This is a genomic window from Ectorhizobium quercum (genome assembly GCF_026552795.1).
Taxonomy (GTDB): domain Bacteria; phylum Pseudomonadota; class Alphaproteobacteria; order Rhizobiales; family Rhizobiaceae; genus Ectorhizobium; species Ectorhizobium quercum.
The window spans coordinates 291,760-309,327 of the sequence record NZ_JANFPI010000006.1 but is presented as its reverse complement, the minus strand read 5'-3'; the positions used below and the strand labels follow the sequence as shown (position 1 = coordinate 309,327).

The window sequence follows — 17,568 nt, the reverse complement described above, 5'->3', positions numbered from 1 at the left end:
CATGGCTTTTCACGAGGTCCGGTTCCCGGACGACATCAGCCGTGGTGCGCGCGGCGGACCGGAGCGGCGCACCCAGATCGTGGAGCTGGCCTCGGGCGACGAGGAACGCAACGCCAGCTGGGCGAACTCGCGCCGCCGCTATGACGTGGCCTATGGCATCCGTCGTGCCGACGATCTCGCGGCAGTGGTCGCCTTCTTCGAGGCAAGAAACGGTCGTCTTCACGGCTTCCGCTTCAAGGACTGGGCCGACTTCAAGTCCTGCCTGCCATCGCAGACGCCGGGCTCAACCGACCAGCAGGTCGGCATCGGCGACGGCACGACGACGCAGTTCCAGCTGGTGAAGCGCTACACCTCACCACCATCCGCTCGGGCGCATCCACCTATCCGGCCGTGCAGGTCTATCGGGATCTGGCCGCCGATGTCCGGTCCATTCTCGGGGCTGGCACGAAGATCGGCTACGCCGCCGACTGGTCGGAATATTTCGGCCACCAGCCGGCCGACGGAAGCGGCGACGTGTTCTTTCACCTCGATCCGCTCTGGGCCGATCCGGAGATCGATTTCGTCGGCATCGACAACTACATGCCGCTCTCCGACTGGCGGGACGGGTTCGACCATCTCGATGCCGCCGAGGGCTGGCCCGCGATCTACGACCGGGCCTATCTGCAGGCGAACATCGCGGGTGGCGAAGGTTTCGACTGGTTCTACGCCAGCGCCGCCGATCGATCGGCGCAGATCCGCACCCCGATCACCGATGGTGCCGCCGGCAAGCCATGGCTCTTCCGCTACAAGGATTTGCGTGCCTGGTGGTCGAATCAGCATTTCAATCGCCCCGGCGGGGTGGAGAGCGCGACGCCGACGGCATGGGCGCCGCAGTCGAAGCCGATCCGGTTCACCGAACTCGGCTGTCCCGCCATCGACCGGGGTACCAACCAGCCGAACGTCTTCTTCGATCCGAAGTCCTCCGAGAGCTTCACGCCGTATTTCTCGCGGGGCTGGCGTGACGATGCGATCCAGCGCGCCTATCTCGAGGCAAGCTATCTCTGGTGGGGCGAGGCTGCGAACAATCCGGTGTCCGCCGTCTATGGCGGCCGGATGGTTCATGTCCCGGAATGCGCCGCCTGGACCTGGGACGCACGCCCCTATCCGTTCTTCCCGGAACTGACCGACGTCTGGACCGACGGTCCGAACTGGCGGCTCGGCCACTGGCTGACCGGCCGCCTCGGCGCGGTATCGCTGGCGGCCCTCGTGCGGCACCTCTGCCTGCGCGCCGGTATGCCCGAGGACCGGATCGATGTCACCGGGCTCTGGGGCGCGGTCGAGGGATATGCGATCGGCGCGCTGGAAAGCCCACGCGCCTCCATCACCACGCTGTCGCGGCATTTCGGGTTCGATGCCGTCGAGACCGAGGGCGTCATTCGTTTCGTCATGCGCGGCCGAGCGTCCGTCACCACCATCGCGCCCGACGATCTGGTCTCCACCCATGAGGGCGATGTGCTGGAACTGACGCGGGGCCAGGAGACCGAACTGCCGCAGGCGCTGAAGTGGCAGGTCGCCCGTGCCGACGAGGATTACGACGCCGCGCTCGTCGAGGCGCGGCGCATCACCGTGGACACCACGCGGATCGCATCCGAAAGCTTCCCGATGGCGGTTCCGCCGGAAGAGGCGGAACGCCGCTGCCGCCGCGCGCTGCTCGAAGCCTGGACCGGACGCGAGAGCGCAGCCTTCCGCCTTCCGCCCTCGCGGCTGGCGCTCGATCCCGCCGACGTGATCCGGCTCGCCCATGACGGGCGGGAGATCGAGTTCCGTCTCGTCTCCGTCGCTGATGCCGAGGCGCGCGGAGTGGAAGCGATCCACCAGGACCGCGCGAGTTACGATCTGCCGCCCGGCGATCCGCGTGCCGCCTCGCTGACGCGCCCGGTCGTGTTCGGTGCGCCCGACGCGATATTGATGGACCTGCCGCAACTGACCGAGGATCAGCCGGCGCATCGTCCCTTCGTCGCAGCCCATGCCATTCCATGGCCCGGCGAGATGGCGGTGTTCCGCAGCGGCTCGTCCGATGGTTTCGAACTGCTGACCACCTTCGGCAGTCGGGCCCGGATCGGCGTCCTGGTTTCGGATTTCTGGCCCGGACCGACCGCGCGCTTCGACCTCGGCAACGTGCTGGTGGTCGATCTGCTTTCGGGCACGCTGGAGAGCGTCACGGATCTGGCGCTGCTCGGCGGCGCCAATGCGCTCGCCATCGAGAGCGCACCAGGCATCTGGGAAATTGTGCAGGCGGGGGCGGCCGAACTGATCGCGCCGGGGCGCTATCGTCTGACCCGGCTCTTGCGCGGGCAGCGCGGAACGGAAGGCGCCATGGGCAATCCGGTGCCCGCTGGCGCGCGGGTTGTGGTGCTGGACGAGAGCATCGCATCGCTGCCGATCGCCGAAGCCGATCTCGGGCTTCCCTGGAACTGGCGCATCGGCCCGGCGAGCCGTCCGGTCAGCGACGAGACCTATGTTGCCACGAGCTTCACGCCCGAGGGCGTGGGGCTCCGGCCGTTCTCGGTCGCTCATGTCGAACAGCCATGGCGAAGGCCCCGAACGCCGGGCGATCTGACGATCCGCTGGGCACGACGATCCCGCGCGCTCGCGGCCGACAACTGGGGCACCGGCGAGGTGCCGCTCGCCGAGGAGGTCGAAGCCTATGAGGTCGAGATCCTCGACGGTCCAGCCGTCAAGCGAACCTTGGCAGCCGCCAGCACCAGCGTGGTCTACACCGCCACCCAGCAGACCGCCGACTGGGGCGCGCCGCTCGGACCCGTCGACCCGCTGACCGTCCGCATCTTCCAGCTCTCCGCCCTGATCGGGCGGGGTGCGCCGAAGACCGTTACACTGACATTCTGAGAACGCCCATGTCCGACATCACGACCCATCTTCTGCTGCCCTACATCCTGGCGGCGCAGGCCCAGAAGCATGTCACTCACAACGAGGCGCTTCGGCTGCTCGACGGGCTCGTGCAGCTCTCCGTCCTCGACCGGGATCTGACCGCGCCGCCCGGCAGCCCCGCCGACGGTGACCGCTACATCGTGGCGTCAGGCGCAACCGGGGCCTGGACAGGGTGGGATTTGAACGTCGCGCTCTGGACCGACGGCACCTGGCTTCGCCTTCCGCCGCGGACCGGCTGGCGGGCATGGGTGGAGGACGAGGGGGTGCTGCTGGTCTATGACGGCTCCGTCTGGATCGTCACGACGCCCGTCGAGCTACAGAACATGGTGCTGCTCGGTCTCGGAACGACTGCCGATGCGGCCAATCCGTTCTCGGCCAAGCTCAATGCCGCGCTTTGGACCGCTAGGACCGTCGTCGAAGGGGGCACCGGCGATCTGTTCTACACCATGAACAAGGAGGCCGCCGGTCGTGACCTCGGGCTCACCCTCCAGACCGGCTATGTCACCAAGGCGCTGATGGGCCTGTTCGGTTCGGACAGGTTCCGGCTGGCGGTCTCCGCCGACGGCAGCGCCTTCTTCGACGGGCTGATCGTCGACAACGCCACCGGCATCGTCGACCAGCCCCGGCTGCCGCGCTTCAAGGGCTATACCAACTACGACAACTATGTTGCCGTCGACACCTGGACGAAGATCGCGATCAACAACACCGACTACAACGACCAGAGCGCCTTCGACGCCGGCAACAACCGGTTCATTGCGCCGGTCGCCGGCACGTATCTGTTCGGCGCCACGCTGCTCTACAAGGTCAATTCCAGCACCACGGCGCGCATGCGCGGGCGGCTCGTGCTGAACGGCTCGACCGAAATCCGAGGATCGTTCGGCGAGATATCCGGCGCCCATGCTTCCGAGGCGACAGCGCTCTGGCTGCAGACCATGGTGTCGCTCGCCACGGGTGACACGGTGGAACTTCAGGGCACCTTTCGCGTGGCCGACGGGTATTTCGCCGCCGATCGCACGTCCTTCTGGGGGGGGGCAAGGTCGGTTGAGCAGCCTAAGGTTGAACCTATGCCCCCACCCCGATCCGATCAGAGTTTTGTGCGCATGCCCGACGCTGAGTTCGAGGCGATCCTGACGCGCGCGGCAGACGAACTGGGATTGCTGCCAGAGAACTCAGCGGTCGCGAGGATGATGGGCGACTACGCAGCTATACGGGAGCAGGCGCGGGCGCGCCAGCCGTGAGAAGAGACGTTGTACGACCACGTTGTACGACCAGCTTGGCATTGCTTGCCGACCAGTACCACGTAGACGTCGGTAAGGAGCATAGACGCCGCGTTGGACAACTCCATTCGGGGATTCGAGCGTATGAAGTGCTTTGAATCTCACTACAAACCGTCTATCTGACGTTGTTGTCGCCGGCGTCGGTCAGTTAGATGTCTGAAGATCTACCAAAAGAGTAAGAGCAAAATAGATGGTACTCGCATACAGTAAAAATAATGCGCTAAATGCCATTTGCCCTTATTTTACGATGTTCCCGCTCGAATATCCTCTCAGGGTGCTGAAAAGACATGTAAAGAGTGCCCCAATCGTTCTTGACCCATTTTGTGGTCGAGGCACCACTTTGTTTGCCGCTCGCACCCTTGGGGTCGCGGCGTGGGGTATTGATTCATCGCCCGTTGCTGTCGCCATCGCAAAGGCCAAGCTGGCGACGTGCAATGTGGAAGAACCGCTCCAGCTTGCAGCAGATCTTCTTGAGGCAACTGAACCAGTTGATGTCCCTGCGACGCCATTCTTTCAGGCCGCGTATCACCCTGATACCCTTAAGGATATCTGCGCCCTGCGAGAGGGGCTGCCGAGCCTTGGGTCCGAAACTGATGCGTCTACTATCCTGCGCGCCGCTGTCTTAGGCTGCCTTCACGGCCCCCTTCCCAAGCACATGGAAAACGCCGGCTATCTCTCCAACCAGATGCCTAGGACCTATGCATCAAAGCCGGACTACGCCGTCCGTTTCTGGAAGGAGAGAAACCTCAAAGCGCCGAAGATCGACGTTCTACGCGTACTACGTCGCAAGATAGAGCGTTTGGTAGGCCTGGAGCGAACTGCTCCATCTCCGATATCTCAAGTTCTGTGTGGTGACGCCCAGTCGATCGACGTGTTCCAGTTGGTTAGCGCCGCTCCATCAGTCGTGATCACTTCCCCACCCTACTACGGTATGCGGACCTACGTTCAGGATCAGTGGCTGAGAAACTGGTTCCTCGGCGGTCCCGCTGCTATTGACTATTCGGCTGGCCCCCAGCTTGACCACGGAGGAAAAAGCGCCTTCGCTACGTCGCTCGGCAAAGTGTGGCGCAATATTGCCAATACCACAGTCCCTACCGAAACATTGCACATGTATGTCCGCTTTGGGATCATTCCCTCTGCCGCGGTCGACGCCAAGGCAATTTTCAAGCGCTCACTAGAGGAATCCGGTGTCGCGTGGCGCCTAATGTCGACCAGGCCGGCAAAGGCCGCGGATGCCGGTAAGCGGCAAGCAGATCAGATGAAAGCAGTATCTTCTGCCGCAGTTGAGTTCGATTTCCACGTCGAGCGCGTTTAACATCAGAGGTGGTTATTGGTGGTAGCGTAGCTTTCCTTGTCGTGATGTCGAACCACATACGATCTGATCTGCAATCTCTTGACTACAAAATTCATCGACATAATCTTTGATTGCGTGAGCTGTCTCTAAGGCCCTCTTGTCGTGAGGAACGTGGCCCGCAAGCGTTATTGGCATGATCACTAGGCACTTGGCCATTGCACGCGAGATGGCAACGTTTGTCCTCTCGAGCTGCATGAGAAAGGCTTCCTCTCCCATGATTACGTCAGCATCGCCGACACCGAATGTGACAATAATCGTATGCCGTTGTCCGCCTTGGAATTTTTCTACGGTATCGACCGCTGAGTCGATCAGTTCCGGCGGATCGGATGGGAATAATGATCTCAGCTCGCGAACCACCAACGCGCGTTGAGCCCGATGCGGCGTCACAATGCCGATGCACCGCCCCCAAAACTGATCGGGAGTAGGCGCTACATGCGTTGCGGCACCTCGCCCGTCAAGCTCTGCACTCACTGTTTGCCTCAGGCACCAAGTCAATGCCGCGACAATCTTGGCTTCAAAGGAATTGCTTTGCGACGACAGGTCATCGTCATGGAGCAGCGTCAGCACCTTCTTGTTGACGTCCAGAATCTGCAGCCACAGTGGCGACCAAGGTAGCCCCCCAGGAAAGCCCGATGCGGGGGTTGGCAGTGCAGCCAAGTGATGGAGCGTTGTCGCAGCATTTACTGCCTTCAAGGTCGCTCGATAGCCAATCGTTCGGGCATAGGCAACGATGTCTTCTGCCGAGCGGTAATTCTCTTCAAGGGGACACGGCGTGATTTTGCTACCGAAGGGACGGTCGAGCAAGTATTTCTGGATGCTGCCCACCAAGTATTCGGCCCCTCTAGGTGGCTCAAGCGCCATGATCGGCGGCATCTGAAGATGGTCGCCGGCAATGATCAATCGCGCATCATCTTTCAGTGTGGCCAATGGTGAAATCGCCGTGGTGACCTGCGCCTGAGAGCTTTCGTCAACGATCACCACATCAAACACTGGTCCAACACTGTTACCAGACGTCCACTCTGCGAGCTTGTATGCCTGCATCGTCGACGTGGCAACTATGGTCACAGAATTGGTGTTCGCCAAGCTTGCAAGACAATCCTGAGTTTCTTGATTGGATTGGTTCAAATGAAATGAATAGACACCTAGATGTGAGTTGGCTGCAGTGAGAGACTTGGGAACTTGCGAGGAGGAATATCCAACGTATACCTCGGCTGGACAGGTCACATCGTTATCCAATGCCTCAACAACGCGACCGATAATCTCTTCCACAGCCTTATACGTTGGCCCCGCGATCAATAGCTTCAGCGGCTGACTCCTACCTACGGCATCATGGACAAGACCATGAATGCAACCGGCAAGTGTCTGCGTTTTCCCCGTCCCAGGAGGTCCCCAAATGATGGTCAGCCCTTTTTCCGCCGCGTGTGCGACGGCATCGGTCTGGCTGCTGTTCAGATTGTGCTTAGCCTTAGCGTAGGCGGCAACCGATGCAGCTTGAGCCGGGGCGACGACGGATGTTGCGTGGATCGCATCTGCCGCCCAGAGTATGCGGGCCAGAGGGGTAATGGGGTCGGAACCGGGGCTCGGTGGGCTTGCCCCCATCGCGGTGGCCGCATTACTATCTGCTACAGCAATCGGAGGATTTCCTACAGCCATCAGAAGCTTTTTGACTGTTTCGTACCATTTGAATGAACTCTGGCCTTTTGTAACAAAGATGTCGTTCAGAAGATCTACATTCGAATTCGCAACAAGATACGGGGCGAACGCAGGATCACGCCAGTTGGTCAGCTTCAGGACCGCTTTTCGAGTGCCTCGATCGAAGGACACAAGTGTCACGGAAAGTGCCGACCACAGCGGCGTGAGCAGAGTATCGTTCTGACCTGAGTACGCAGGGGCGCCAACGGGGATTAGGTCCCTCCCGCGTTGCAAGGGAAGTCCGGGATACCCTTCCTTGCCAAGGGCAAGATAGCCCTCGTTGTCGTCGAGTTTGGCTTCGGTTGAACCTGGGAGAACATCAAAAATGTACTCTTCCGGTATCCCTGTCGACTGGCCGTTGGTGAGCCGAATAGCTTCATAACTGGCCTCCAATGACTCAGCATCGAGCGCCAGCCGCTGGTGGGACTCCAGCTTCCTAGTGTGATACTGTAACTCTTCCCACCAAACCCAAAGCTTGCTGTCAAACGCAACGTTCCGAGCCCCCTGCGGAATCGATAATGCCAGCTTGGGAGCATTTGCTTTGAGCTGTCCTTTGAAATCCGTCCGAAGCCGCTCAACTATGCTGTTCAATGCCCGGCACTGCTTGTCCAATGCATTGGCGAATTCTTGAATAACGGTGTTTCGGGGGACGGTAACGGAACCGCGCTTAATCGTGGTGACGTTACTCCAGATCTCGTAAATTCGTTCCCTCGGTATGCCGTTGGTCAGGAACTCTCTATAGAATGCATCCCCAAGCCGAACTGGTCCAGGCCCGGAAAAGTAGGTTTCGACCGTATCGAACAGGGTGATGACGTGAGGTGTCGGGGCAAAAACAACTCGCCGGACAATCTCATCAATGAAAACAATGCAAGGGCTGACTGCGCCATCGGGCTTCTCGATCAACTCATCGGCTGGAAATAGCCACGCTAGCGCCTTGGTCTTCCGGTTGGTCAGGCTCAGCACCCTCGGCAAATGCCGTCCCATTGCCGCACAAAGTTCTTCAAACTGGCGTTGCTCCCAAAACGCTACTTGTGCAGTGAGTGGGGTTCTTCCGGCGGTGCGAATAAATGCCTCGGCCTGATCAACAATATCCGATAGCGTCGACAAGAGCCCTTCCAGAGCGACCCATTCGTCATCAAGGGTCTTCTGGTCCACGACAAAGCATTTGGATGAAAATTGTCGCGGGGATTGACCTTTTACATACGCAGTTGCTCTACCAAGTATCGATAGCCCAGTAAGCAGGCCAGCACTTGGGTCAAAATTGACCGTAATAGCTACGTGGAGTTGTGGCGCAGGCGCTAAGCTTGCCAGCACAGCCGCATTGTCCACGCTCGTCGTTGAGGAAATCAGCGCCTGTGCCCTAGCGGGAATACGGCTCCGTTCCTTCTTGAGGTGACTGTGTTGTTGGAAGGCGGGATGCGCCGACGGCGCGCTCGCTGCACCTGCAGTGTCCTGAATAGCATTGATCTGCAGCGTTTTTCTCGCGCCTCGAGTCATACCGGCAATCTGACTTAGGTGCCCGGTCTGCTTCGCTGCAGGATAGCAGTAGTGCGTTGGCTGCGCCGCGATACGCGCTTTATCCTTCGAATTTGCCCACTTCTCGTGCCCAAGCCAATCACAAGCGTTGCAGCGGCCATCGACGTGCCATTCGAGATCCTCCCATCCGTTGACTGACCCATCTCCAGTGGCGATCACCCGGAGCAAATCCCCCCGGAAGAAATGCAGTACGGTGGGGAGGTAGAAGCGAAGGTTGGCGTCCTCGCTGTCGGCAATCAGCGCATCGAGATATTGGCTGGGTGTTGCTGGAGGGGTACCAGAAATCAGACCATCGAGCGCTGATTGGCCCTGTTTGAAGCGGGTCCACAAGTAACTACGGATCGTTACAAAATAATCGTTCTGGAGTCCCTGATCGACGACCCAGTTGGCCAGAAAAAGCGCATAAAGCGCAACTTCAGCGGAGTAACTCGGATTTGCCTCACTGGTATGCTTAACATCAATGATGCTCAGCGCCCGACGCATCTCTGTTGTCGAGTCAATTGGTCTTCGGCATCCGTCTGGGCCCACTTCTTCATCGTCCGACGTGGCCTGGCGCACAACAATGATGTCAGGTATGAGGCCCGCGATTGGTGGCACCTGGGTGACTTGCCCAGGTTGAAGCCCGATGTTTGCCATGACCGCATTTTGGAAAGATGAAGGCTCGAACTTCCCTTGCAGGATGATCGATGGCAAAGCCGTAACCTTGCCGAGCAACGACGCGAGCGGTGCCTTGACCGGCTTGTCTGCGCTGCCTTTTTCGGGCTGATAAATGACCAGGTTACCGAAGGATTGGATCAACTGATCATTTCGTTCATCCTCGAAATCTCGGCCCGCTGTCTGGAGGACTCCGATTCCCGGACGAGCCTGGAGAGGCACAGGCATGCTATTTGCCTCAAGTACAGAATCCTCGTGCAACGACAAGTAAAGTTCACGATCACACTTCGTGCGCAGGAACATCGAAAGAGTGCTTTTTGAGATTCTCTTTTTCGCCATCGCTATCTGCTTCATTTGTTCCTAGAACTGATTTTCCCCTTAAGAGAACTACATTAGCAGCCGATAGCGCCGCTCATTAGCGTCCGTTGCTTTCAAGAGACGGTATTCCATCCCACTGGCGACGGCCAATTGCTCTGCGAATTCCATTTTTGCTTGAACGACGGCGTCATCTACTTGGTTGTCGGCCTTGACTTCCACAATGACATACTTCTCGCCGCCGCCCGGTTCTTCACGCAAGAACACAAAGTCTGGGTAGTAGCTGCGCACGGTGTGGGAGTCTGGATCGATGTACTGGATGAAAAAATCGGATTGGCCGTGCGTGAGCATACCGGTGAAATAGACCTTCTTTACTCGCTGTTCCCTCAGCAAGTCCCAGAACAGTGTTCGTTCCGGGTTGGAGTCGAAGCAGTATGTGTCGAGGTGAAAACTTTTATCGATCTCCTCGGCCTTTACGTCGGTACTGCGCACGATCTTGTCTTTGGCGGCCGTTACCTCGTAGTAGCCGTTCGGCGGTAGCTTGATGAGCTCGACCTCATGTTCTTCTGTCTGCTGGGATTCATCGAGATCGAAAATGAGCTGGAAGAGGCGCGGAATGATTTCGTCATAGAGCAACTCGTTGAACTCATTTACGATTTCCACGAGCTCATCTGTGCCTTCTCTGGTCGTATCCAACAAGTCTTCGATCTGCGATGGCCGCAAGTTAAGATAGCGAGCGATCTCGGCCACGAGGGTAAGGCGTGAGAACTGCCGTTTGTCACGGCGCAAGGTGAGGTCGATGGAGCGGCTGGCGACGGCCCGCGCAGCGTCGGTGGCTGTTAAGCCCTCCTGTTGCGTTTCAATCAGGCGGTACCTTTCGATAAGCTCGTTCCACGCCTCCTGGTCGGAGCGGTCGAGCCCCAACGAAGTGCCAGGGGAGAGCACTTTTTCTCGGACTGTGTACTGCTTGCGCACACGGACCAGTTTGATCTTGACCGGAGGCTCTACGACGCGAACCTGAACACGTTCCTTGTCGCTTGAAACCTTCTGGAGCTCGTCGGCGCTTATGCGGAAATTCTGCTGCAGCTCGTCGTTGAGGATCTCAAGGTTGTCGTTTGACAGGAAGACATGACCTGTGTGCTGGGCCTCGCCAACTGCTCTCAGGCAGCGCATCGTGGCCTGGAGAACGAACACCTTGGACTTTGGCTCGCGGAAAAGGCCCACACCGAATAGCGAGCGACAGTTCCAGCCTTCGCGGCCCTTGTTCACCAACAGGATGAATTGCTTCTCGGAATCTGGTGTGTCCAGCCTGTTGAATTCGCGGATATCGTCGTTCAACGTGAGCTTTTCGTCGCCGACGTTCACCAGGATGCGGGATGTCGGAATCCCGTGTTTCCCCAGGGCGCGCTCGACGGCCGGACGCAGATCGCCGGTGAGCTCGTCGATGGTGGCGGCGAAGAAGGCGAGCTTCGGTAGCATTCCTTCGGGACGCAGGCCGTTCGTCGCATCGAGGAAGCGCTCGATGGCGATGTCTACAAATTCGTCACTACGTGTGTTGCGATAGCTGCGAAGGTCGACCTTCTTGAGGAAGCCTTTGTCGATCGCCTCCTTGAGGCCGTAGGCGTAAACCACCTCGGGCAGAACCTCTTTCCCGACGTAGGGGGTGCCGGTGTAATTGTAGCAAGCCACGACACGGGTCCCGGCTTTGTTCAGGTTTGCGGCGAGGAAATCGATTGTGGTGCGCAGGCTCGTGTCGGTTGCCTTCGTGCCGATACCCATGTCCTTAGCCAGCGCCTTGCCAAAGGCATGGTGAGCCTCGTCTACGTAGATGCCGAGCTGCTCGAGGCGGCAGAGCTTTTCAAAGCGTTGGTTGGTCGTCAGCTCGGCTTCTTCCTCAGGCTGGTCCCAATCGTAGAGGTCCGAGGCCTCGGCATAGACCCCACCGTTAGCACCCAGCGTGTTGCCGGTCGCGCCGAAGAGCTGGTCGACAGGGGTCTTCTCCTTCCGCTGGCGCTTTAGGATGATCTTCTGAGTGTTGGACACCACGATGTTGAAGCGCGACCGATCCAGCGTGCTCAGCGAGGTGCCCGCTTCCTCGAGGTAGTGGAATCGCAAATGGGTGGTCAGGAAGTTCACGTACTCAGGCGGCACTACCTGTGCGAGATCAAAAGACTCGATCTCCTTCAGCGATTGCAGGACAGTCTTATCGGGTGCGAACACGAGCGCGTTGTGGCAGTAGCGTGAGTCCTTCTCGAATTTGTTCCCCAATAGGAATTCGTAGAAAATGCAGGTTGCCATGAGGATCGTTTTTCCTGTCCCCATGGTCAGCGCGAAGATGTAGTTTGGATAGACGCGGGAGTTTTTCCGCATAGCCGCGAACACGGCTTTGTACTGGTCCTGTGTCATGCGGTCGAGAAGGTCACCCTGGCGGTTCTCGCCAAGAATGCCGCCCTCCTTCCGGCCAGCGAAGCGGCCCGACTTTTCGAACCACGCCTTGAAGATCTCTTCGACCTTCGCGTTATCCATGAACTCTTTCAGGAAGATGTAGATCTCCAGCGCCTCGAACTGCGGCTGGCGCAGGAAGGCCTTGGGGTTCTTCTCCGGGTTGTTGAAGTCCAGGAACTTGCGGGTCAGCTCCTTGTAGTGCGAGCGGATGGTGCCGCGGTTGCCGCGATAGAACTCCCAGAGGAAGTTGAAGAAGGCGAAGTCGAGCGACGCACTGACCGCTTTGGGGGCCTTAGCCATTAGGCACGCTCCCTTCCCAAGACTCGGAGAGGAGGTCGGTGATCTTCACTCGGATAGTCCCGGCGTCGGCGGGCACCTTGTAGCGGCCGGTCACGAGGTCAGTCTTGCCAGGGATGTCGACCACGGTTGGCTGGAGGACGGCGCCGTCGTAATTCCAGTCAATGAGGATGCTCTCGACCAGCTCGCGCCAGTCCTCGACCGTCTCCTTCTGTATGGACAGCTTCTGGAGCAGGTTCATAGGGTAGAAGCGTTCCACCACCAGATCACCATCGTTGATGACGACCCTCGCCTCGGAATCGCGCCGGAACTCAAGATTGGCCTTGTCGCGCAGGATGTCGACCACCTCCACATCGATCTTGTAAGGTGCCGCCGCCAGCTTGAGCTGGGCCGCAAGGTCCGGCTCATGCCCCATGCAGACGAGCATGATCTTCTCCACCGGCCGGTTCGGATGCTCGGACTGGCGCCGCTCCCATGCCTTGTAGTCGAACCCCGCGATCAGCTCGTTCAGATCGGCGCGCGTGGCGATCCGATTAACCGGCATGATCTTGACCATGCGGCCGTCCTTTTCGCCATCGAAGATGGTGCTCAGTTCGAGAGGCTGAACCTCGAGAGCTTCGAGCAGGAGGTCCTTGGCTTGGGTCGGATTCCTGAAAACGTCATAATGGTTGACGTTCAGTATCTCAAAGCCGCAGTACTTCGGTAGGTCCGGCTCGGGGAGCTCCTGGCTCATACGATCCGAGACTTTTGTTAACCGTTGTGTCGTCGTTTGAATGGAGCCGAGATTGATATCCGCCCCCAAAAAGCGTCGGCCGAGCTTCATGGCAACAGCTTGAGCTGTGCCAGACCCCATGAAGCAATCGAACACGATGTCGCCTGGTCGCGTTGAAGCGGAGATCAGCTTGTACAAAAGCTCTTCCGGCTTTTGTGTGGGGTAATCTGTTCGATTGTCGGACGACTGATTCTCGATATCAATAAAGAAATAGTCATTCGCCACTTTCCCATCCCGTATATAATCCCGAACTACAAGTTCTGGGTGTGATTTCTCCCACTTCGGATCGACGTCTTTCGCGCCCTTAATTGGACTACCCTTGATGAAGCGTCCGTTCAGCCTGTATCGCCCATTCTCATCTTCGAGGCGGTACTTTTTGATTGTCGCCTCCGACAAGGGCTCGATCACCATCTCATCGTTCCAGTTATAAATTGGATTCTGGCTCTTCTTGTAGAAGTGGATATCATGATGGCTGCGCTTCCAAGAAGTCTTGATAGAGCTTCTTGTTCCAAACATCCAAACAAGCGAATTTAGGAAGTTGTCCTTTCCAAAAACCTCATCGAGCAAACAACGCAATTCGTGCGATTTTCTGTAGTCACAATGTAGGTAAATGGCCCCACGCTCGCTCAGCAGCTCCCTCATCAGAATCAGTCTTTCGAACATAAACTGGAGATATTCATCATTACTCCAGATGTCAGAATATTGCTTCTCTTCAAAGCTTGTATTGTCGGTCTCGGTTTCTTTTCCCCTTATGGATATTTTTTTCTTGTAGTCAGCTTTCGAGTCAAAAGGCGGGTCTATGTAAATAAGATCAACTTTGCCGCGAAATTCTTTTAGAAGATGGCTCATAACCTGAAGGTTGTCGCCCCAGTATATCTTGTTGCGCCAGCCATCGACCTCTGGCCCATGAATCTCTTTTAGTTGGGCCGGATAAAACTGCGTGGATGTGAACGGCCGCTTTCCGCGCCAGTTCAGCATCGGATAGCCCTTGATCGGCGCGAACTCGTACTTCTCCACGCTGGCAATGCCGCCTGCGGCTTCGCCCAGATCCATCTTCTCCTGCCCGATCTTCTCGTCGTCCATCACTCGTCTTTCCTGAAATTCCAGTTCTTCGTGTCGCAATAGGCACGCATGTCACAGTTCTCGCACAACCTATCGGGGCGTGCGGCGATCCGGTAGTCCCCGGATTCGATGCGGCCGACGATCTCATCGAAGCGCGCCACCGTCTTGCCGATGGCGCGGTCGTCCTTGGGGAAGGTGACATACGGGTTACCGCTTTCCTCGCCGGTATAGTAGAGGTGCATGCGGCTGACCTTCTGGCCCGTTCGCTCCTCGATCAGGTGAGCGTAAACCTCGAGCTGGCGCTGGTACTGGCGCAGGCGGTCGCGATCCTTCTCCATGTCCGGCTTTTTCTCGGACTTGAAGTCAACAACCTCCACCGTGTTGTTTTCGCCGCGGATCAGGTCCACATTGCCCTTGAGGATGTAGCTATCCTTGACCAGCGAAATCTCGACCTCGGTCTCCTTGATCCGGTCCCAATTGCCCTTCTCGCGGTCGTAGTACCCCATGACTTGTCGAAGCGCGGCCGCCTGGGTGATGGGGGCGAGGTAAACGCGCTCCTTCTTCGACAGCATGGCGTAATTGGTGGAGAACCAGGTCTCAATCGCGTCCGGCGTGACGGTGTGTTCCTCGCCGCGCAGGACAGCCTTGTGGATGTCCTCAATGGTCTGGTGAACGAGCGTGCCAAAGAGCATCGGACTGACGCGGATAGCGGCGAACTCAAGCTCCTTGAAGAAGCGGTACTGCTCTGCGCAGTTCTCGAACAGGGTGATGTGCGAGGTGAAGGAATACTCGCGCTTGAGGTTTATTTCTTTCACCGGCTCGAACGTCAGCCGGCTGAGATCCACGTCGCGCCAACTTGGCAGCGCGTTGAAGAGCGGCTCGAAGTATTTGGATGGAGACTTGCCCAAGCCCTTCCCCTCACGCCGCTGCGCGGCCAGCACCAGTAGGTTCTGCGCTCGTGAAAAGGCTGTGTAGTAAAGCCGACGAAAATCGAAGTGCTTGATTCGATCCAACGGCTCGAATCGCGGCTTGGACAGATAGCCGCCGTCTTCGAGGAGTTCGTCCAGGGCCGTGTGCTGCTTTCGCGGTACGGCTTCAAGCGAGTCGCAGACGACAATCGGAAACTCGAGCCCCTTGGACTGGTGAATGGTGAGGAAAGACACGCAACCCTTGGGCGCATACTCTGTCTCATCCTCATACTCGCCGATGCCGCCGTCCTGCAGGAAGCGGAAGAACTGGTTGAAGAGGTTGCGTAGATCTCGTTCCAAATACTCGGGATTCAAGACCGTCACATAGTGCAGATATTCGAACTTGGTGAGGAGCTTGGAGAAGGTGGCCAGGTTGCGCGCGGCGCGCCCTTTGTCCACGCCATGCATCGCGTCCTCATCGAGGAACCGTGAGAACAGCGGAAACTGAAGGAGCTGGTAGAAGATGCCTGAGAAAGCGTAGTCAGCCGGCTGCGTCAGTACCGCATGACGCTTGGCCAGAGGCCTTGCCCAATCCAGCATGCGAGCGTTCTCTGGTTTCCGCAGCTCGTCAGTGAAGAGCTTGAAGCAGACGTGATCGTAATAGTTCCATATTGGGAGATGAACGCCCTCAGCCCACTGGCGCACCTTGGGAAACTGAGGGAACAGGAAGATCAGCGCGCCGATCATCAGTCGAATCTCTTCGCGCTCGAAGAACATATTGGAACGCGGCGAATAGACCGGCACCCCTTGGCCTTCCAGAAAGCGAGCCAGCGCCACGACGCGGTCGTTTTTCACGGATCGGAAGAGGAAGGCGATTTGGTTCCAATCGGAGAGTTTGCCCGAGTCCCGAAGTGCGTGAAGAAAGGCCAGGACCGCGGCATGCCAGTTCCCGGTCTCGTTGGCGGCGTCTCTGGCATCCAGCCGCACTGCCGTGGGTACTGTGGGGAACGTAGCCTCGCGTGGAACTATCGCTTTATCAAAGCGGAAGCTCTGGTCGCCATCCGACCAGTCCTGTCCTTCCATCCATTCATTGTAGAACCGGATGATATCCGGGTGTGATCGGTAATTGATGGTGAGGGAAACCTGTTTGCATTCCCCGTCGTTGAAGAGTTTCGGGAACTCAAGAATGTTGCGGATGGTGGCGCCACGAAAACGGTAGAGACCTTGGTCGTCGTCCCCCACAACGCAGAGGTTGCGCCGCTCGCCAGCGAGCAACACGAGGATCTTCTCCTGGATCGTGTTCGTATCCTGGTACTCATCGACCATGAGGTGGGTGAGTTTCGCTCGTAAGGCAGCCAGAACCTCAGGATGGCCTTCAAGAAGCGCCAAGGCCTCGTATTGAATGCCCGAGAAATCGAGGCAGTTGTTCTCGTGAAGCAGCTCCTGGTATTTCCGGAAGCAGTTGGCGAGCGCACGAACCGCCAAGTCTGGTGCCGTCTCGAGATTTGCGGGGTCCAGCGCCTCTTCGCTTACCTTGTTGAGCCACTTGAGCAGTTGCTCTGACTGCGCCCAGCGACCGGTTTGCTCGTCACCCATGACCAACTGGGAATCTGCAAGCTCACGGAAATCCTTGATCCGTTGATAGAGAAAATACTGCTGATCGAACTGGTCGAGGAGCGTGAAGCTTCGCTTGAGACGGGTATACTCACGGAAATCCTCCAACAGCTGAAGGCAAATGGAGTGGAACGTCCCCAAGTACATCTCATTGAGGTTGAACTGTATGTCCAGCTCGGCAAGCCTGTTCGAGATGCGCGTGGTCAGCTCGCGGGCGGCCTTGTCGGTAAAGGTGACGACCAAGAGCGATTCTGGGGCAACCCCCTCATTCTGGATCAGGAAGACAATGCGCTCCACGAGCGTGAAAGTCTTCCCGGAACCCGGACCGGCGATGATCAGAACGGGCCCTTGCGTCGCCTTGATCGCCTCAAGTTGCTGCGGATTCGCTTGCGAGGACAACGACATGGGCGCGTTCATGATTCAGGCACCCGTTTGTTCCGATGCCTCGCGCCTGCCACGGTCTTTCTCTCGATCCAGTCCTCCAGGTCTGCCCGACGAAAACGCCACGTTCCACCGAGCTTAAAGGCCGGCATCATCCCGCTGGCAGCCAGCCTGTAGACCGTCCGCTTCCCTGCCTTCAGGTACGCGGCAACCTCATCAACCGTCAGGATCTCGTCATCCCGGTCGCTCATCCGCCGCCCTTCATTGAATCACCCCATTGCACTAGGTTGCGCAGGATTACGCGGGAGCGCAAGGTTGAGCAAGCTTGGCAAC

General features: G+C 58.2%; 8 protein-coding genes and 1 pseudogene. 4 read left to right on the top strand and 5 right to left on the bottom strand.

The window, feature by feature from the left end:
• Nucleotide 1: 1 nt before the first annotated feature.
• From NOF55_RS18670 to NOF55_RS18655, 4 genes and pseudogenes are all read left to right on the top strand, one after another.
• Nucleotides 2–331, top strand: a pseudogene (locus NOF55_RS18670) (phage distal tail protein, Rcc01695 family); the annotation flags it as partial.
• Nucleotides 332–390: 59 nt separating this feature from the next.
• The gene (locus NOF55_RS18665) at nucleotides 391–2,886 is read left to right on the top strand and encodes a baseplate multidomain protein megatron (protein ID WP_306412621.1); all 2,496 of its coding nucleotides are present in this window, start codon (nucleotides 391–393) and stop codon (nucleotides 2,884–2,886) included.
• A gap of 8 nt (nucleotides 2,887–2,894) precedes the next feature.
• Nucleotides 2,895–4,166 (top strand): DUF2793 domain-containing protein, encoded by a 1,272-nt coding sequence (locus NOF55_RS18660; protein WP_306412620.1) that lies wholly within the window; start codon nucleotides 2,895–2,897, stop codon nucleotides 4,164–4,166.
• A gap of 229 nt (nucleotides 4,167–4,395) precedes the next feature.
• Nucleotides 4,396–5,520 (top strand): class I SAM-dependent methyltransferase, encoded by a 1,125-nt coding sequence (locus NOF55_RS18655; protein WP_306412619.1) that lies wholly within the window; start codon nucleotides 4,396–4,398, stop codon nucleotides 5,518–5,520.
• 12 nt (nucleotides 5,521–5,532) lie between these two features.
• Here the strand turns inward: NOF55_RS18655 and NOF55_RS18650 are convergent, their stop codons facing one another.
• From NOF55_RS18650 to NOF55_RS18630, 5 genes are read right to left on the bottom strand one after another with little or no spacing between them, the layout of a single operon-like run.
• The gene (locus NOF55_RS18650) at nucleotides 5,533–9,795 is read right to left on the bottom strand and encodes a DEAD/DEAH box helicase (RefSeq protein WP_306412618.1); all 4,263 of its coding nucleotides are present in this window, start codon (nucleotides 9,793–9,795) and stop codon (nucleotides 5,533–5,535) included.
• Between the two features lie 33 nt (nucleotides 9,796–9,828).
• Nucleotides 9,829–12,501 (bottom strand): TnsA endonuclease N-terminal domain-containing protein, encoded by a 2,673-nt coding sequence (locus NOF55_RS18645; RefSeq protein ID WP_306412617.1) that lies wholly within the window; start codon nucleotides 12,499–12,501, stop codon nucleotides 9,829–9,831.
• Nucleotides 12,494–14,353: a site-specific DNA-methyltransferase gene (locus NOF55_RS18640; RefSeq protein WP_306412616.1), complete on the bottom strand. Its 1,860-nt coding sequence runs from the start codon at nucleotides 14,351–14,353 to the stop codon at nucleotides 12,494–12,496. Before NOF55_RS18640 ends, NOF55_RS18645 begins: the two co-directional genes overlap by 8 nt.
• Nucleotides 14,353–17,271, bottom strand: coding sequence for an ATP-dependent helicase (locus tag NOF55_RS18635; RefSeq protein ID WP_306412615.1), 2,919 nt, complete (start codon nucleotides 17,269–17,271; stop codon nucleotides 14,353–14,355). The genes NOF55_RS18640 and NOF55_RS18635 overlap by 1 nt, the downstream gene beginning before the upstream one ends.
• Nucleotides 17,268–17,486: a helix-turn-helix domain-containing protein gene (locus NOF55_RS18630; protein WP_306412614.1), complete on the bottom strand. Its 219-nt coding sequence runs from the start codon at nucleotides 17,484–17,486 to the stop codon at nucleotides 17,268–17,270. The genes NOF55_RS18635 and NOF55_RS18630 overlap by 4 nt, the downstream gene beginning before the upstream one ends.
• Nucleotides 17,487–17,568: the final 82 nt, after the last annotated feature.

Excerpts from the sequence above, each read along its gene's own strand:
- NOF55_RS18630 (WP_306412614.1), bottom strand. The coding sequence starts at position 17,486 with ATGAGCGACCGGGATGACGAGATCCTGACGGTTGATGAGGTTGCCGCG.
- NOF55_RS18635 (WP_306412615.1), bottom strand. The coding sequence starts at position 17,271 with ATGAACGCGCCCATGTCGTTGTCCTCGCAAGCGAATCCGCAGCAACTT.
- NOF55_RS18640 (WP_306412616.1), bottom strand. The coding sequence starts at position 14,353 with ATGGACGACGAGAAGATCGGGCAGGAGAAGATGGATCTGGGCGAAGCC.
- NOF55_RS18660 (WP_306412620.1), top strand. The coding sequence starts at position 2,895 with ATGTCCGACATCACGACCCATCTTCTGCTGCCCTACATCCTGGCGGCG.
- NOF55_RS18645 (WP_306412617.1), bottom strand. The coding sequence starts at position 12,501 with ATGGCTAAGGCCCCCAAAGCGGTCAGTGCGTCGCTCGACTTCGCCTTC.
- NOF55_RS18655 (WP_306412619.1), top strand. The coding sequence starts at position 4,396 with ATGGTACTCGCATACAGTAAAAATAATGCGCTAAATGCCATTTGCCCT.
- NOF55_RS18650 (WP_306412618.1), bottom strand. The coding sequence starts at position 9,795 with ATGAAGCAGATAGCGATGGCGAAAAAGAGAATCTCAAAAAGCACTCTT.